Annotated in this window: 15 protein-coding genes and 1 pseudogene; 10 read left to right on the top strand and 6 right to left on the bottom strand. The window is 55.0% G+C overall.

The window, feature by feature from the left end:
• The 9 genes and pseudogenes from pgi to R0I78_RS04855 form a co-directional block, all read left to right on the top strand.
• A pseudogene (pgi, locus tag R0I78_RS04895) lies at positions 1-427 on the top strand (glucose-6-phosphate isomerase); the annotation flags it as partial.
• Between the two features lie 230 nt (positions 428-657).
• Positions 658-1,446 carry a 3'(2'),5'-bisphosphate nucleotidase CysQ gene (gene cysQ, locus R0I78_RS04890; protein ID WP_317074525.1) on the top strand — a complete coding sequence of 263 codons (789 nt, stop codon included), beginning with the start codon at positions 658-660 and terminating at the stop codon, positions 1,444-1,446.
• Between the two features lie 252 nt (positions 1,447-1,698).
• Entirely contained in the window at positions 1,699-3,027 is a 1,329-nt protein-coding gene (locus R0I78_RS04885; protein ID WP_317074524.1) for an AAA family ATPase, read from the top strand.
• A 1-nt stretch (position 3,028) separates the two neighbouring features.
• On the top strand, positions 3,029-3,601 hold the full coding sequence (locus R0I78_RS04880; protein ID WP_317074523.1) for a hypothetical protein: 573 nt from the start codon (positions 3,029-3,031) through the stop codon (positions 3,599-3,601).
• 100 nt (positions 3,602-3,701) lie between these two features.
• Entirely contained in the window at positions 3,702-4,100 is a 399-nt protein-coding gene (gene mntA, locus R0I78_RS04875) for a type VII toxin-antitoxin system MntA family adenylyltransferase antitoxin (protein ID WP_317074522.1), read from the top strand.
• Entirely contained in the window at positions 4,093-4,515 is a 423-nt protein-coding gene (gene hepT, locus R0I78_RS04870) for a type VII toxin-antitoxin system HepT family RNase toxin (RefSeq protein ID WP_317074521.1), read from the top strand. The genes mntA and hepT overlap by 8 nt, the downstream gene beginning before the upstream one ends.
• A gap of 110 nt (positions 4,516-4,625) precedes the next feature.
• Positions 4,626-6,689, top strand: a complete 2,064-nt coding sequence (locus R0I78_RS04865; protein WP_317074520.1) for a capsular polysaccharide biosynthesis protein — start codon at positions 4,626-4,628, stop codon at positions 6,687-6,689.
• A 122-nt stretch (positions 6,690-6,811) separates the two neighbouring features.
• Complete coding sequence (locus R0I78_RS04860; protein ID WP_317074519.1) at positions 6,812-7,006, top strand: hypothetical protein; 195 nt, start codon at positions 6,812-6,814, stop codon at positions 7,004-7,006.
• Complete coding sequence (locus R0I78_RS04855) at positions 6,996-7,574, top strand: hypothetical protein (RefSeq protein ID WP_317074518.1); 579 nt, start codon at positions 6,996-6,998, stop codon at positions 7,572-7,574. Before R0I78_RS04860 ends, R0I78_RS04855 begins: the two co-directional genes overlap by 11 nt.
• Before the next feature lie 244 nt (positions 7,575-7,818).
• Here the strand turns inward: R0I78_RS04855 and fghA are convergent, their stop codons facing one another.
• Both fghA and R0I78_RS04845 read right to left on the bottom strand, forming a co-directional pair.
• A complete protein-coding gene (fghA, locus tag R0I78_RS04850) occupies positions 7,819-8,652 on the bottom strand; it encodes an S-formylglutathione hydrolase (RefSeq protein WP_317074517.1) in 834 nt (277 codons plus the stop codon).
• 210 nt (positions 8,653-8,862) lie between these two features.
• Complete coding sequence (locus tag R0I78_RS04845) at positions 8,863-9,981, bottom strand: S-(hydroxymethyl)glutathione dehydrogenase/class III alcohol dehydrogenase (RefSeq protein ID WP_317074528.1); 1,119 nt, start codon at positions 9,979-9,981, stop codon at positions 8,863-8,865.
• A 219-nt stretch (positions 9,982-10,200) separates the two neighbouring features.
• Between R0I78_RS04845 and R0I78_RS04840 the strand changes: the two genes are divergently transcribed.
• Positions 10,201-11,067 carry a LysR family transcriptional regulator gene (locus R0I78_RS04840; RefSeq protein ID WP_317074516.1) on the top strand — a complete coding sequence of 289 codons (867 nt, stop codon included), beginning with the start codon at positions 10,201-10,203 and terminating at the stop codon, positions 11,065-11,067.
• 142 nt (positions 11,068-11,209) lie between these two features.
• Here the strand turns inward: R0I78_RS04840 and bfr (R0I78_RS04835) are convergent, their stop codons facing one another.
• From bfr (R0I78_RS04835) to R0I78_RS04820, 4 genes are all read right to left on the bottom strand, one after another.
• Positions 11,210-11,677 carry a bacterioferritin gene (gene bfr / locus R0I78_RS04835; protein ID WP_019933244.1) on the bottom strand — a complete coding sequence of 156 codons (468 nt, stop codon included), beginning with the start codon at positions 11,675-11,677 and terminating at the stop codon, positions 11,210-11,212.
• A 12-nt stretch (positions 11,678-11,689) separates the two neighbouring features.
• Complete coding sequence (gene bfr / locus R0I78_RS04830; protein ID WP_317074515.1) at positions 11,690-12,154, bottom strand: bacterioferritin; 465 nt, start codon at positions 12,152-12,154, stop codon at positions 11,690-11,692.
• 135 nt (positions 12,155-12,289) lie between these two features.
• Positions 12,290-13,438 carry a hypothetical protein gene (locus tag R0I78_RS04825; RefSeq protein ID WP_317074514.1) on the bottom strand — a complete coding sequence of 383 codons (1,149 nt, stop codon included), beginning with the start codon at positions 13,436-13,438 and terminating at the stop codon, positions 12,290-12,292.
• A gap of 181 nt (positions 13,439-13,619) precedes the next feature.
• The gene (locus tag R0I78_RS04820; RefSeq protein ID WP_317074513.1) at positions 13,620-14,066 is read right to left on the bottom strand and encodes a MarR family transcriptional regulator; all 447 of its coding nucleotides are present in this window, start codon (positions 14,064-14,066) and stop codon (positions 13,620-13,622) included.
• Positions 14,067-14,105: the final 39 nt, after the last annotated feature.

Below are 14,105 nucleotides of genomic sequence, written 5' to 3'. Positions count from 1 at the left end.
ACACCGCCACAAGTTGCTGGCCAATATGCTGGCCCAGGCCGAGGCCCTGGCCTTTGGCAAATCAGCGGCTGAAGTGGAAGCCGAGCTGAGAGCGGAAGGCTTGAGCGAGCAACGCATTGCCGAGCTGCTGCCCAGCAAGGTAATGCCCGGCAATCGCCCCAGCACAGTAATTTTGTGCAAGGAGCTGACCCCTCACACCCTTGGCAGCTTAATTGCCCTGTATGAGCACAAAACCTTTGTGCAGGGCGTGCTGTGGAGCGTAAACAGCTTTGACCAGTGGGGCGTGGAGCTGGGCAAAAAACTGGCCAGCGGCCTGGTAGGTGCCCTTGCCGGTGAAACGGATGCCTCAAACCACGATGCGGCCACGCAGAGTCTGGTGAAGCAAATTTGCCGTTGGAGCGCCCCTGCGGGGAGCTGTAAGCCGTAAGCTATCAGCTGTAAGTTAACCCCCTCCCGACCTCCCCCTTGAAAAGGGGGAGGAGATGAAATGGTGCCCCTTGAAAAGGGGGAGGAGCAGAACGGTTGCCTCTCTTGAAAAGGGGGAGGAGCAAAAACAGTTCCCTCCCCTTTTTAAGGGGAGGGTCAGGGTGGGGTTAGTTGCCCCCCTCCCAGCCTCTCCCTTAACAAGGGGGAGGAGCAAATATAGAAGGAAACAGAATGCTCATTACTCAGGAATTGCTTAATCAGGTAGACGCGCTGGCCCGCAAGGCCGGGGCTGCCATTATGGAAATCTACGGCCGCGAATTTACCGTTGAGCAAAAGGAAGATAAGTCACCGCTTACTGAAGCCGATGCCGCCGCCCACAATATGATTGTGCAAGGCCTGGTTGAACTGCCGCTGAAAGCGCCGGTTTTGTCGGAAGAAGACACCGCCGGTTTTGCCGGTGCCGATGAGCATGGCCGCTATTGGCTGGTGGATCCGCTGGATGGCACCAAGGAGTTCATTAAGCGTAACGGCGAGTTTACCGTGAATATTGCGCTTATTGAGCACGGCAAGCCGGTGCTGGGCGTGGTGTATGCGCCTGCTCTGAATGTGGGTTATATGGCCGCCGAAGGTCTGGGTGCCTTTAAATATGAAGGCGATGGTGCGCCTGTGGCCATTAACGTGGCCGAGCACCAGGCCGGCACACCCTGGCGGGTGGTGGGCAGCCGCTCTCATGGTGGTGGCGAGTTGCCTGCCCTGCTGGAAAAGCTGGGGGAACATGAGCTGGTGCCCATGGGCAGCTCACTTAAATTATGTCTGGTAGCAGAAAATGCCGCCGATATTTACCCCCGCCTTGGCCCTACCTCACTGTGGGACACCGGTGCCGCCCAGTGTGTGGTAGAGCAGGCCGGCGGCACTGTGGTGCAGCTAAACGGCAAACCACTGAGTTATGCTAATACTCGTGAAGTGCTGAACCCGCATTTTCTGGTGCTGGGTGGGAAGAACCCTTTTGGGGAGCTGTAAGCGATAAGCTGTCAGCTGTAAGTTAACCCCCTCCCAACCTCCCCCTTGAAAAGGGGGAGGAGCAAAACAGTTCCCTCTCCTTGCCAAGGTGAAGGGTCAGGGTGGGGGTTTGTTACAACCCTCTCCCAGCCTCTCCCTTAAAAGGGAGAGGAACTGAACTGTCAGGGTGGGGTTTGGCTCCACTTCCTGTAGCATGCCGGTTGTTATGAACGTTATACTCAGCTGGTTTCAATAAATTTCAGGGAAAATGCTATGCGACAGCGCTGGTCACTGAACATCAAAGGTTTTGGCAAAATTAAAACAGCCAGCGTAAAAATTGCCCCCATGGTCATTTTTGTGGGTGAGAACAACTCAGGCAAAAGTTATCTGGTTTCCTTGTTATGGGGAGTGATGGCACGAGGGCGCAGCATTTTTCCTAAGGAGCCTCCGGCAAGTGAGGCTTATCGTCGCTGCTCCGCACTCCTCCGGCAGCGCCCCGTTACTGTGAATACAGAATTTCAGAATGCGCTGGTTGAATGGTTCAACAGCCTGCTGAAATCTCGCAAAAACGATCTGGTTCGTGAGATATTCGCCCATAAGGATATTGGTATTGAGCACCTGTCCATCAGTGATTATGTACGTGACAGACCACTTTCTCTTAAGTGGGATATCAAACCTGAGGCAGGCAGCTGGCGAATTTCTGCCAGCCAAAGTGCAGTACGCTTTCCGGTTGTTGAAGGAGAGCCGGATTCTGAAGCTGAAGTTTATCGTCGCCTGCAGTATCTGGCCTGGAAACTGATAATGGGGGAGCTGAGCGCTCCACTGTTTCCGCCTGGGCTGTCTAACCAGCGGCGAGCTGAAGGAGAAACCCTCTATCTGCCTGCTGTACGCAGTGGCTTTATGCTGACCTACCGTTCGCTGGCTGCCGAAGTAATGGGGGCATGGAGCGGCGAGGAAGTTAATAGCACCTTTACCTTGCCGGTTGTACGCTTTCTGCAGGGGCTGGCCAATAACCGCCCTTCAACAAAGGCCAGGCTGTTGCATGTAGCAGAGTACCTTGAGGATAAGATACTGCATGGGCATGTGAAAACGGCCAGGGCTGCGATAAATGATTACACCTATGTTCCTCAAGGTGGCGCTGCGTTACCTTATCACCTCACTTCTTCTTTGGTGGGTGAGTTAACGCCTTTGGTGATCTTTTTAAGATCCAATATTACCTACCGCTCCTTGATTCTGGAGGAGCCAGAGGCTCACCTTCACCCCGAACTTCAAAAGCAGCTTACCTGCGCACTGTCGCGCATTGTGAGTGCTGGTGTTCCTGTGTGGTGCACTACACACAGTGAAACCGTCTTTCAACAGGTTAATAACCTGATGCGCCTATACTCTCACCCTGAGCGCGAGACTCTAATGGAAGCTTACGGATATCAGCAGGAAGATTTGCTGGCACCGGAAGATGTGATGGCCTACCAGTTTGTGGCAGGTCCCAACGGTACTTGCGTGGAACCATTAGAACAAACCGCCGACGGCTTTGCTGTGCCCACTTTTAACAATGCGCTGGTGCGCCTGGCAGAGGAAACACTCGCCTTTTCGCGGGATGACTAACGTGGACTTCAATCTCGAACAACGACTAGCCTGGCTACAGCCGGGCCATTTTACATTTGACAAGCAGGTAACAGTGCTTGAAAAGGAGGAAGGCGGCCGGGCCGATGTATTGGTGCACAGCAAGACGGGCCATAACCTTTGTTTGGTAAACACTACCCAGAAAAACAGGCTTGCTTATATTCGCTATCAGAAAGTTGCCGATGGCACCTTATGCGAAATTCTGAATGATGGGAGTGTCCGCTTACACTTGATCGAGTGTAAAAAAACGGTTAAAAGCGCTTCCTGGAGCAAGGCTATCAAACAATTCGAAGGCGGCCTTGTGAATATGCTGGCTGTTTGTGGTGTTTTGGGAATAACCGAAGTGGGTGAGGTTATTGTTTATACCGCATTTCAAAATTTATCCATGGATCCAACCACTTCGGCAAATCCCGCTTTGCTCAAAATGCCTGTTGGCGGCAACACTCCCACTGAATTACAGCAGTGGCAGCATAACAAGGTGCATATACAAGGAAAAGTATTCAAGCATGTACCTGTTCAGCTTGATGCCAATGGCACGGGAGAGCTGTCAGTTTAACCCTCTCCCAGCCTCTTCCTTAAAAGGGAGAGGAGCAAATCGGGGTTCCTTCCCCTTGAAAAGAGGGAGCAAAATAGTTCCCTGAAGTACAGGAGCAGAGATGGATCAACTGGCAAACATTGTAGCGCTGGCACAACAACGGCCAGATATTGCTGCACTTTGGCTGTATGGCTCTCGCGCCAGAGGCGATCACCATGCCCGCAGCGATTATGACCTGGCGGTGGTCTTTACTCACTGGGAGCCGGATGCGTTATCTCGCCGGCTAAGGCCCGAAGAAGTAGCCTTGGACTGGCAACACAAACTTGCCATGCCGGAAGGCACCATCAGTGTGGTTGACCTGACCATTGCTCCTGTTCCTCTTGGCTGGAGTGTGCTGAGCCAGGGCAAACTATTACTGGACTTATCCCCTTCCCACCGCATGCAGGCAGAGCAGCGCATTTATTCCATGTGGGAGCTGGACTACGTTAATGCCAACAAGACTGGAGAAGAAAATGGCTGACACCGTACCTAACGCCTATCTGAGTGCGCAAAAAGAACATGTAGACCAGTGCGAACTGGACTTGGACGAGCTAAAGCAGCGGTTACAGCAAGGCCCTTGGAGTCGCTTTGAACAAAGGGCTGCAGAGCGAACACTTCAGGTTCTTATAGAGTCTTGCATTGGTCTGGCCAAACACTGGTCCAAACAAGAAACAGGCATGACGAGTAATGAGGCACTAACTGCATTTAACCGGCTGGCTGAAAAGGGCGTGATTGATAAAAGTACGCCCTGGCGCAAGGTTATAGGGCTTCGAAATGCGCTGGTGCATGACTATCTCGAAGTTGACCCTGTTATTGTGCATAGTGTGGTTTCATCTGATTATCATCAGGAACTTATCAATTTTGCCCGTTTGGGAATTAAAGCGTTGATGAAATAGCCAGCCCCTTCGGGGAGCTGCCGTAGGCCCGAATTTATTCGGGCAACAGGCACCGCTTGCCGGAATGTTGGAACTTGTCCCACCCTGCCATTCTTTATCTTTGGTTTTTTATGCTCCTGACCACTTCTTTTGGTATTTGGCGTCAGCGCCGGGTGCTTAATGCTTTGCTGGCACCTTTGCGTGTTGGCTTTTTTACCACTGAAAAAGCCACCGCTGTGGTGGGCTGGGGTATGAAGCCTAATACCGAGCAGGCGCGCCGGCTGGCACAGGCGGGCGATTTGCCCTTCTGGCAGCTGGAAGACGGCTTTATTGGTTATATTGGCCACCCGGCTGAGCGGGGCCGGCGGTTGTCACTGATTGTGGATGACGTGGGTGTCTATTACGACGCCACCCGGCCAAGCGCCCTTGAGCATATGCTGGACGATATTAGCTGGTGGAGTTCTGACTGGGCGCAACGAGCGCGAATGCTGCGCCACACTCTTACTGAACACGGCATTACCAAATATAACTGTTATGCCGGCAATACCCTGCCCGTTTCTGTGCGTAACAAGCTGGATTCGAACCGCCCGCGCGTGCTGGTGATTGATCAGACCATGGGGGATCAGTCGGTACGGCTGGGGCTTGCCGGTGAGCAGCACTTTGCCGATATGCTGGCTGCGGCCAGGGCCGAGAACCCGAATGCCCAGATTATTGTGCGCACCCACCCCGATGTGCTGCTGGGTAAAAAACAAGGCTATTTAACGGCAGCTGCCGGTAACGATGTGCTGTTGCTGGCCGACAATGTAAACCCCTTTGCCCTGATGGCAGAAGTAAGCAAGGTATATACGGTGACTTCTCAGCTGGGCTTTGAGGCATTGCTGGCGGGCAAGCCGGTGGTGTGTTTTGGAGTGCCCTTTTATGCCGGCTGGGGCGTTACTGATGATCGTGTTGCCGTGCCCCGCCGGGGCCAGCCACGCACTGTGGAGCAGTTGCTGGCGGCGGCTTATCTTCGTTATTGCCGCTATGCGGACCCGGTAACCGGTGAGCGCTGTGAGCCGGAAGCGCTGCTGGATTTGATCCTGGCCCAGCGCGCGCCCGTGCCGCCGGTGGATGAGCTGTATGCCGTTGGGTTTTCACTGTGGCGGCGGCGGTTTGCGCCGTATTTTTTGCGCCGTTATGCCCGGAAAGTGACATTTGTTGATCGTATTCCGGATGCAATGGATTCCGGCCTTCAGCCGGGTAATACACAAGCCGTGCTGGTGTGGGGGCGCAAATTTGAGTCTGAACTGGCGAGCTGCTCATTGCCGGTGTGGCGCATGGAAGACGGCTTTTTACGCTCGGTGGGGCTGGGGTCGGATCTGCGCCGGCCCGGCTCGCTGGTGATTGACCCTGCGGGCATGTATTACGATCCGCGCACCCCCAGTGCCATTGAACAGCATTTAAAACAGCATGACTTTTCTGAGCTGGAGCTGAAACTGGGTGAACAGCTGCTGACACACTTTCACGAGCAGGCCCTGACCAAATATAACGTGGGCACTCGCAGCCAGCTGAACTGGCGGACACTGGCTGAAGAGCGCCGTATTATTCTGGTGCCCGGCCAGGTGGATGATGATGCTTCTGTGCAACTGGGCAGCCCCTTTGTGGCGGGCAACGCCGCTTTGCTTGAAGCGGTGCGGGCGGCCCACCCCGATGCCTTTATTGTGTTTAAGCCGCACCCGGATGTGGTGAGCGGTAACCGCCGGGGCCAAGTGCCGGAGAAGGTGCTGAACGCCTGTGTGGATGTGGTGGAAACCAGCGCCGGCATTGTAGACTGCCTGGATGCAGCAGACGCCGTGCATGTGCTGACGTCATTAACCGGGCTGGAGGCTTTGATCCGCAGTAAACCGGTAACCGTATGGGGCCAGCCATTTTATGCCGGCTGGGGCCTGACCACCGACATGCACCCGCTAGCACGCCGGGGCCGCAACCTGCCCCTGGCGGCACTGGTGTACGCTACTTATGCCTGGTATCCCACTTATGTGGATTATAAAACCGGCCTGTGCAGCACCCCGCTGCGCATGGCGCGCCAGCTGGCGGAAGAGCGGAAAAATTACCGGGAGCCAACACACCCTGCTCTGCTGTGGGTGTATCGCCGCTGGCGCAAGATGCGGTATTTGTGGGAGGCATTTGCCCCTTTGGGGAGCTGTAAGCCGTAAGTTAACCCTCTCCCAGCCTCTCCCTTAAAAAGGGAGAGGAGCTGAAAAGTGACTACAACTACTGATTTTGCTATGTTGCTAAGTGAGTAACGGCTCTATCTGGCATATTGAGGAACATACCCATGAAATTTCGCATCCGTTCACACCCTCAGCTTCGAGCGGCTGGTTCAGTGATGGAGATCTGGCCTATGGGAAATTACATTGAATATATGCCCAAAGGCACTGCTCAGCAGCGCATAGAGCAATGCTGGCAACGTGTTGGTAACCAGCTTACCCATTCATTTAAAGTTTATAAAAAGCAACAACATGGCACATAAAACAGCAGAAGAAGGTGATAATAGCGAGTGCCAGAAGACGCAGAACGCCGATCCTGTAAGTGACTATCTGGAGCCAGAGGCTGATGCAGAGTCGCTTGTGCAAGGGCTTAAACACGGTCAGTTAACACCCGCTCAGCAGGAGGCATTGGCTGAGCTTCTGGTTGAAGATGAGTCTCCGCAGCATATCATGGCTATTCATCGCCAGCAGACGACTATGTACAGCGGCAGCTTGCCTCCTCCTGAGCAGTTCAATGCTTATGATGAACATACACGCCGTATTATTCTGCAAATGGCTGTAGATGAGCAAAGCCATACCCATGAAATGCAAAAAACTGGTCTCACCGGTGCAATAGAGAAAGATAAACGAGGCCAGCAATATGGCTTAGCCATTGCTCTCGGAGGTTTTGTTGCTGCCGCCTGTATTGCCCCTTTCAGCCCGGTTGTAGCAGGTATTATCGGTGCCTTGGATATTTTTGGCATGGTCGCTCTGTTTGTCGCTCCCCGAGTACTGGAAGGCAGGTTTAGAAAACAATCTCCAGCTCAGTCTCCCTCTGAAGACTCCCTCTAGCTTAAAACTGCAGTGTTTTAGTGCATAGGGATAAAATAACTGACTCAGGGAGAAAACCTCAACTAACCCTCTCCCAGCCTCTCCCTTAAAAAGGGAGAGGAGCTGAAACGATTCCCTCCCCTTTTTAAGGGGAGGGTCAGGGTGGGGTTGTTGCAACCCCCTCCCAGCCTTCACCCTTAAAAAGGGGGAGGAGCCGAAACGGTTCCCTCCCCTTGCCAAGGGGAGGGTCAGGGCGGGGTTTGTTTTAACCCAGATACTCCGCATGAAACCGCAGGTGGTCTTCTATAAAGCTGGCAATGAAGTAGTAGCTGTGGTCGTAGCCCGGCTGCAGGCGCAGTTCAAGTTTGGCACCGCTTTCATTGGCAGCCGCTTGCAGTGCTTCCGGCTTGAGTTGTTCGGCCAGGAAGTTGTCGGCGTCCCCCTGATCCACCAGCATGGGCAGTGAGCTGCCTTTTGCTTTCAGCAGCAGGCTGGCGTCGTACTCGGCCCAGGCCGCTCTGTCTTCACCCAGATAGGCACTCAAGGCCTTGTGGCCCCAGGGGCAATCCGTGGGGTTGGAGATGGGCGCAAAGGCGGACACAGACACAAACCGCCCGGGGTTGCGCAGTGCCAGCACCAATGCGCCGTGGCCACCCATGGAATGACCGCTGATGGCGCGCTTGCCGTTGAGCGGCAGCTCACTTTCCACCAGCGCCGGCAGCTCGCTCAGCACATAGTCATACATGTGATAATGCTTGTTCCAGGGCGCTTGGGTAGCATTCACATAGAAGCCCGCGCCCAGGCCCAGATCGTAGGCACCGTCGGCATCGTCAGCCACGCCGTCACCCCGGGGGCTGGTATCGGGAATAATCAGCGCCAGCCCAAGCTCGGCGGCCACCCGCTGAGCACCGGCCTTGGACGAAAAGTTTTCATCGGTGCAGGTTAACCCCGACAGCCAATACACCGCCGGCACCGGCCCCTGCTCTGCCTGCGGCGGCAGAAACACGGAAAACTGCATGCTGCAGTTAAGGGTTCTGGAGTCGTGCTGGTAGCGAATTTGACGGCCGCCAAAGCATTTTTGTTGTTGAACAATGTTCATAGCTTCCCCTTCGGGTAGCTGTAAGCTGTCAGCTTTAAGCTGTAAGACAAACACCGAGTATTGCAGGCACAGCATGGTGCCTGCAGTATCACTAGCCGCCTGTTACATGGACTCCGGCCCGTCATGCTGAACTTGATTCAGTACGGAGTGACACGGGTTTACAAGCGACTTCGGGCTGCTTACAGCTGATAGCTTAAAGCTTACAGCTATTTATTTGTCGTAAAGAATCACAGAACGAATGGACTTGCCTTCGTGCATCAGGTCAAAGGCGTGGTTGATGTCGTCCAGGCCCATGGTGTGGGTGATGAAGGTGTCCAGCTCAAACTCGCCGTTCATGTACTGCTCTACTATGCCGGGCAGCTGAGAGCGGCCTTTTACGCCGCCAAAGGCGGAGCCTTTCCAGACCCGGCCGGTTACCAGCTGGAACGGACGGGTGGAGATTTCGGCACCGGCCGGGGCCACACCGATGATCACTGATTCACCCCAGCCTTTGTGGCAGGCTTCCAGCGCGGAGCGCATGACTTTTACGTTGCCGATGCATTCAAAGGAGAAGTCCACGCCGCCGTCGGTCATTTCTACAATTACGTCCTGAATGGGCTTGTCGTAGTCGTTGGGGTTGACGCAGTCGGTGGCACCCAGCTTTTTGGCAATTTCGAATTTATCTTCGTTAATGTCGATGGCAATAATGCGGCTGGCCTTGGCCTGCACGGCACCAATGATCACCGCCAGGCCAATGCCGCCCAGGCCGAATACCGCTACAGTGTCGCCTTCCTGCACATTGGCGGTGTTTTTAACCGCGCCCATGCCGGTAGTAACGCCACAGCCCAGCAGGCACACTTTTTCCAGCGGCGCTTCTTTGCTGATTTTGGCCAGGGAGATTTCCGGTACCACGGTGCGCTCGGCAAAGGTGGAGCAGCCCATGTAGTGGAAAATCGGCTTGCCGTCTTTAAAGAAACGGGTGGTGCCGTCGGGCATCAGGCCTTTGCCCTGAGTGGCGCGCACGGCCTGGCACAGGTTGGTTTTGCCGGATTTACAGAATTTGCATTCGCCGCATTCGGCGGTGTAGAGCGGAATAACGTGGTCGCCCACCTGCAGGCTGGTTACGCCCTCGCCCACGGCTTCTACTATGCCGGCACCTTCGTGGCCCAGAATGGACGGAAACACGCCTTCGGCATCGTCACCGGACAGGGTGTAGGCGTCGGTATGGCACACACCGGTGGCCACAATGCGCACCAGCACTTCGCCTTTTTGCGGCGGCATCAGATCTACTTCTTCAATGCTGAGCGGCTTGCCCGGCTCCCAGGCTACAGCGGCGCGGGTTTTAATCATGTCCATTATTGGCTCCTGTTGGCTTTAACACACGAATCATCAGCGCGGTTGCACTACGCCGGTCTGTCAGCTCAATGGTTTTAACTTACAGCTGACAGCTTATAGCTTACAGCTCCCCGAAGGGTTCAGCTCCCCGAAGGGATAATGCCGGTTATTGTATTACAGCCCCCACCGTTGATAATGACTTATATAGCAAAACACTTTTACCAGTGAGTAAAAATGATCGACTGGGAAGGCATTAACGAATTTGTAAGTGTAGTGGAGAGCGAGAGCTTTACTGCGGCAGCACAGCGGCTGAATGTGTCTGTGGCCCATGTAAGCCGGCGGGTGAATCAGCTGGAAAAGCGGCTGGGGGCCAAGCTGCTGTATCGTACTACCCGCAAGCTCACCCTTACCGACACAGGCCGTGTTTATTACCGGCAGGTGTGCCAGATCAAGCACGCCCTGCAGGCGGCAGAGCAGGAGGTTATGACGCTGGAGGGCAACCCGGCGGGACGGCTGCGCATTACCGCGCCGGTGTATTATGGCGAGCAGTTTGTGGCACCGCTGGTGAATAACTTTTTGCTGCGCTACCCCGGCCTGCAGCTGGATATGGTGCTGACTAATAGCACTGTGGATCTGGTGCAGGAAGGATTTGATCTGGCCATTCGGCTGGGCAGTCTGGGCTCGTCCAGTTTAATGTGCCGCAAACTGGCCCGGCGCACTCAGTTTTTGTGTGCCTCGCCGGATTATCTGGCCCGTTATGGCACGCCCCGGCACATTAATGATTTGAGCACACATCGCTGCCTGGCCGGCACTGTGGATCACTGGCGGTTTATTGAGAACCAGCAGCCCCGCCGTTTTCGCCTGCCGTCTGGCTGGCACTGCAACTCGGGGCTGGCACTGAAGGATGCCGCCATCAAGGGACTGGGAATTGTGCAGCTGCCGGATTATTACGTAACAGAAGCGCTGAACAAGGGGTTGCTGGTGAGCCTGCTGGAGGAATACAGGGTGCCGGACGACGGCGTGTGGGTGGTGTATCCGAATAATAAACACCTGTCGCCAAGAGTGCGGCTGCTGGTGGATTATCTGGTTGAATGTTTGTAGGGAAATGCAAAAACGATTCCCTCCCCTTACCAAGGGGAGGGTCAGGGTGGGGTTTGTTGCAACCCCCTCCCAACCTCCCCCTTAAAAAGGGGGAGGAGCAAAAACGATTCCCTCCCCTTAAAAAAGGGAGGAGCAAAGGGGGTTACATCTGTGATTGCAGGTAGTTGGGCAGGCCGATGCGCTGAATGAGGCCCAGCTGCTGTTCCAGCCAGTGGGTGTGATCGTTTTCGGTGTCTTCCAGCAGCACCTGCAGCATGTCGCGGGTCTGGTAGTCCTGCTCTTGTTCACACAGGGCCATGACCTTGCGCAGATCCTTGATGACTTTATATTCCAGATCCAGATCGCTCTGCAGCATGGAGGGCACGTCTTTGCCCACGTTCAGCGGCACCCGGGTCACCATGTCGGGCGTGCCTTCCAGAAACAGAATGCGCTCTATCAGCTTGGAGGCATGGCCTTTTTCGTCTTCAAATTCGTGGTCAATGCGCTCGTAGAGCTTGGTGAGTCCCCAGTCTTCATACATGCGGGAGTGAATGAAGTATTGGTCCATGGCGCTGAGTTCGCCTGCCAGCAGCTCGTTGAGTGCGGCAATAATTTGCTGATTACCTTTCATTATTCTGCTCCCTTACAGTTGTGACTGCTGGTAATTTTCAAGGCCGATTTTGCTGATAAGGTCCAGTTGAGTGTCTATCCAGTCGAGGTGGCCCTCTTCGTATTCTTCCAGCTCACAGAGCAGCTCGCGGGAGACGAAGTCGTGCACCGACTCGCAGTAGGCAATGGCGTCTTTCAGCACTTTCAGCTGCTCTGTGGCCTGATCGCGGTCGCAGCCGAGCATTTCTTCGGTGTTTTCACCAATGCGCAGCCGGTTCAGGTGCTGCAGATTGGGCAGGCCTTCCAGAAACAGAATGCGCTCGATCAGCTCATCGGCCTGTTTCATGTCTTTGATGGATTTTTTGTATTCCCGCTCGTTCAGCTTGCTGAGGCCCCAGTTTTTGAACATGCGGGCGTGCAGAAAATACTGGTTGATGGAGGTCAGCTCTATGCTGAGCACCTTGTTCAGGTGCTCAATGACTTTTTTGTCCCCTTTCATAACCACTCTCCCCGTTCAATGATGGCCATAAGGATAGACGCCAAATGGCCGTTTTTCAAATTAAAACACAAGATAAGTCATTGATTTAAGAGAACTTAACTATAAGCGAGAACTAATCACATTCGCGCTTTGATCTCAATCGATCCAGATGGGGTTGGAGTAGGCGCGCTTGCCGTTGCGATCTTCCACTACCCATTGCATCCAGGTGTGGTTGGGCGGCACGGGCACACCGGTTCTGAACCATTTGGCACCGTTAATTTTCCATCCGGCTACCTGCACACCATCCAGCCAGACTTCGGCCCTGGCCAGACCCACCTCGGAGCGAAACTCTACCTGAGTTTCGGTAAAGGGTTTGGCGGTGCCGCCGAAGTTGGTGGTAATGGGATACACCTGCGGGCCAAAGCTTAAAAAGCTGTGGCCTTTGCCTGCGGCCGTGGCGTAGTCGGCACTGAGCCTGCCTTTGGGCGTGTAGGCATAGAGCTTGCCGCTGTTGCCGCCCAGATAAACCTTTTCACCCCGGCTCCAGCGCTGTCGCAGCTCCTGCAGGCGCGCCTCAAAGCCGGAGGTGACCGGCGTCAGCTCCAGCAGTGCCAGCCTGGGTATGCCCTGGCCGCCATACATGGGCTTGTCGGCGCTGAGCACGTCCAGGGCACCAGCGCTGAGCCAGGCACTGACTTCTCCGCTGTCGCGGTTTTTGCGCAGATCGTCGCTTTCATAAAGAATGCCCAGTTCGTTTTGCAGACTGGCGGCGGTCCAGTGCGCCTGCACCATGTTGGGCATGTCGTTATAGCTGGGCAGGGCTGCAGGAACCTGGTTGCGTTCCAGCTGATAGCCGGAGAACTGTTTGCCATCTTGAGTGGTGCTTAAACGAATGCCGGCATTGCTGAGGTTAACCTCATAGCGGCTGGTTACCGGTTTGCCGTTCAGCTCGCGCTGCAGTTCTATTACAACACGCTCGCCAGACTGTTCTTTCACGTCAATTTTTGTCGAGGTGAGCTTGCCGTCACCGGGCACAAAGTCGAGGGAGCGCACCAGATCCGGGCCGTACTGGCCGTTGCTGGCAATGGCCAGATCCACCACGGCGCCGGTGTCGGCACTGATGGCAAAGGCAAAATAGGGAGATCTGACGGTAATGTCTTTTTCGCCGGTGGCGTTACCGTTTTTAATAAAGGTGGGGCCGTGCAGCACATCCAGGCGAGCCGGCACGGGCTCATTTTTGTTGGAGGCACAGGCAGAAAGCACCAGTGCAGCCAGCACTGTGAGTCCGGTTTGGTAAAAGCGCATAACAAAAATCTCGATAAAATGTAGAAGCCGGTAAATTCTGACAGTTTGGTAAGGGAATACAACTGTAAGCGCAGTGTCATTCCGACCACCGAGCCGGAATCCATTCTGCAGGCGACGGCGGTGCCTGCCATAGACTCCGGGTCAAGCCCGGAGTGACAGCTTACGGCTCCCCGAAGGGGGCTTACATATTTTCCAGCCGGGTGAGCAGCTGGTTAAGGCTGGCAAGCAGCGGCTTGGTGTCGCCGCCGGTCAGGCCTTCGGCCAGACAGGCTTCCCATTCCAGCACTCTGGGCACCATGCGCTGATGCAGTGCCTTGCCCTCGGGGGTGAGCAAAATGCGGGCGGCGCGCTGGTCCCTGGGGTTGGGCTTGCGCTTTATCAGCTTTTTATCTTCCAGCCCCTGCAGCGCCCGGGACACTTTTACCTTGTCCATGCAGGTGATGTCGGCCAGCTCCCGGGCAATCAGCGAGCGGCCGTCGCCCAGCACCGCCATCAGCCGCCACTCGGGCCGGGTTATGCCAAATTCCTTGCGATAGAAGACGGCCAGTTCGGCCCCTACCCGCTCGGCTACCTGCATCAGTTTGTAGGGTAAAAAGTGTTCCAGCTCCAGCGCGCTCTGCTCATCCATGACTTGCTTCCTGTTTGCCTGTAAAGACAGGAGTGTAAC

The organism is Oceanimonas sp. CAM02 (assembly GCF_032842915.1).
Lineage (GTDB): Bacteria > Pseudomonadota > Gammaproteobacteria > Enterobacterales > Aeromonadaceae > Oceanimonas > Oceanimonas smirnovii.
Note: the sequence above shows the minus strand (reverse complement) of the source record. Positions and strands in the feature narration are given on the sequence as shown.

What these genes read in the sequence shown, in the direction of transcription:
- R0I78_RS04885 (WP_317074524.1), top strand. Translation starts at nt 1,699, where the DNA reads ATGCGACAGCGCTGGTCACTGAACATCAAAGGTTTTGGCAAAATTAAA.
- mntA (WP_317074522.1), top strand. Translation starts at nt 3,702, where the DNA reads ATGGATCAACTGGCAAACATTGTAGCGCTGGCACAACAACGGCCAGAT.
- R0I78_RS04865 (WP_317074520.1), top strand. Translation starts at nt 4,626, where the DNA reads ATGCTCCTGACCACTTCTTTTGGTATTTGGCGTCAGCGCCGGGTGCTT.
- R0I78_RS04820 (WP_317074513.1), bottom strand. Translation starts at nt 14,066, where the DNA reads ATGGATGAGCAGAGCGCGCTGGAGCTGGAACACTTTTTACCCTACAAA.
- R0I78_RS04840 (WP_317074516.1), top strand. Translation starts at nt 10,201, where the DNA reads ATGATCGACTGGGAAGGCATTAACGAATTTGTAAGTGTAGTGGAGAGC.
- bfr (WP_019933244.1), bottom strand. Translation starts at nt 11,677, where the DNA reads ATGAAAGGTAATCAGCAAATTATTGCCGCACTCAACGAGCTGCTGGCA.
- R0I78_RS04825 (WP_317074514.1), bottom strand. Translation starts at nt 13,438, where the DNA reads ATGCGCTTTTACCAAACCGGACTCACAGTGCTGGCTGCACTGGTGCTT.
- hepT (WP_317074521.1), top strand. Translation starts at nt 4,093, where the DNA reads ATGGCTGACACCGTACCTAACGCCTATCTGAGTGCGCAAAAAGAACAT.
- R0I78_RS04855 (WP_317074518.1), top strand. Translation starts at nt 6,996, where the DNA reads ATGGCACATAAAACAGCAGAAGAAGGTGATAATAGCGAGTGCCAGAAG.
- bfr (WP_317074515.1), bottom strand. Translation starts at nt 12,154, where the DNA reads ATGAAAGGGGACAAAAAAGTCATTGAGCACCTGAACAAGGTGCTCAGC.
- R0I78_RS04860 (WP_317074519.1), top strand. Translation starts at nt 6,812, where the DNA reads ATGAAATTTCGCATCCGTTCACACCCTCAGCTTCGAGCGGCTGGTTCA.
- fghA (WP_317074517.1), bottom strand. Translation starts at nt 8,652, where the DNA reads ATGAACATTGTTCAACAACAAAAATGCTTTGGCGGCCGTCAAATTCGC.
- cysQ (WP_317074525.1), top strand. Translation starts at nt 658, where the DNA reads ATGCTCATTACTCAGGAATTGCTTAATCAGGTAGACGCGCTGGCCCGC.
- R0I78_RS04845 (WP_317074528.1), bottom strand. Translation starts at nt 9,981, where the DNA reads ATGATTAAAACCCGCGCCGCTGTAGCCTGGGAGCCGGGCAAGCCGCTC.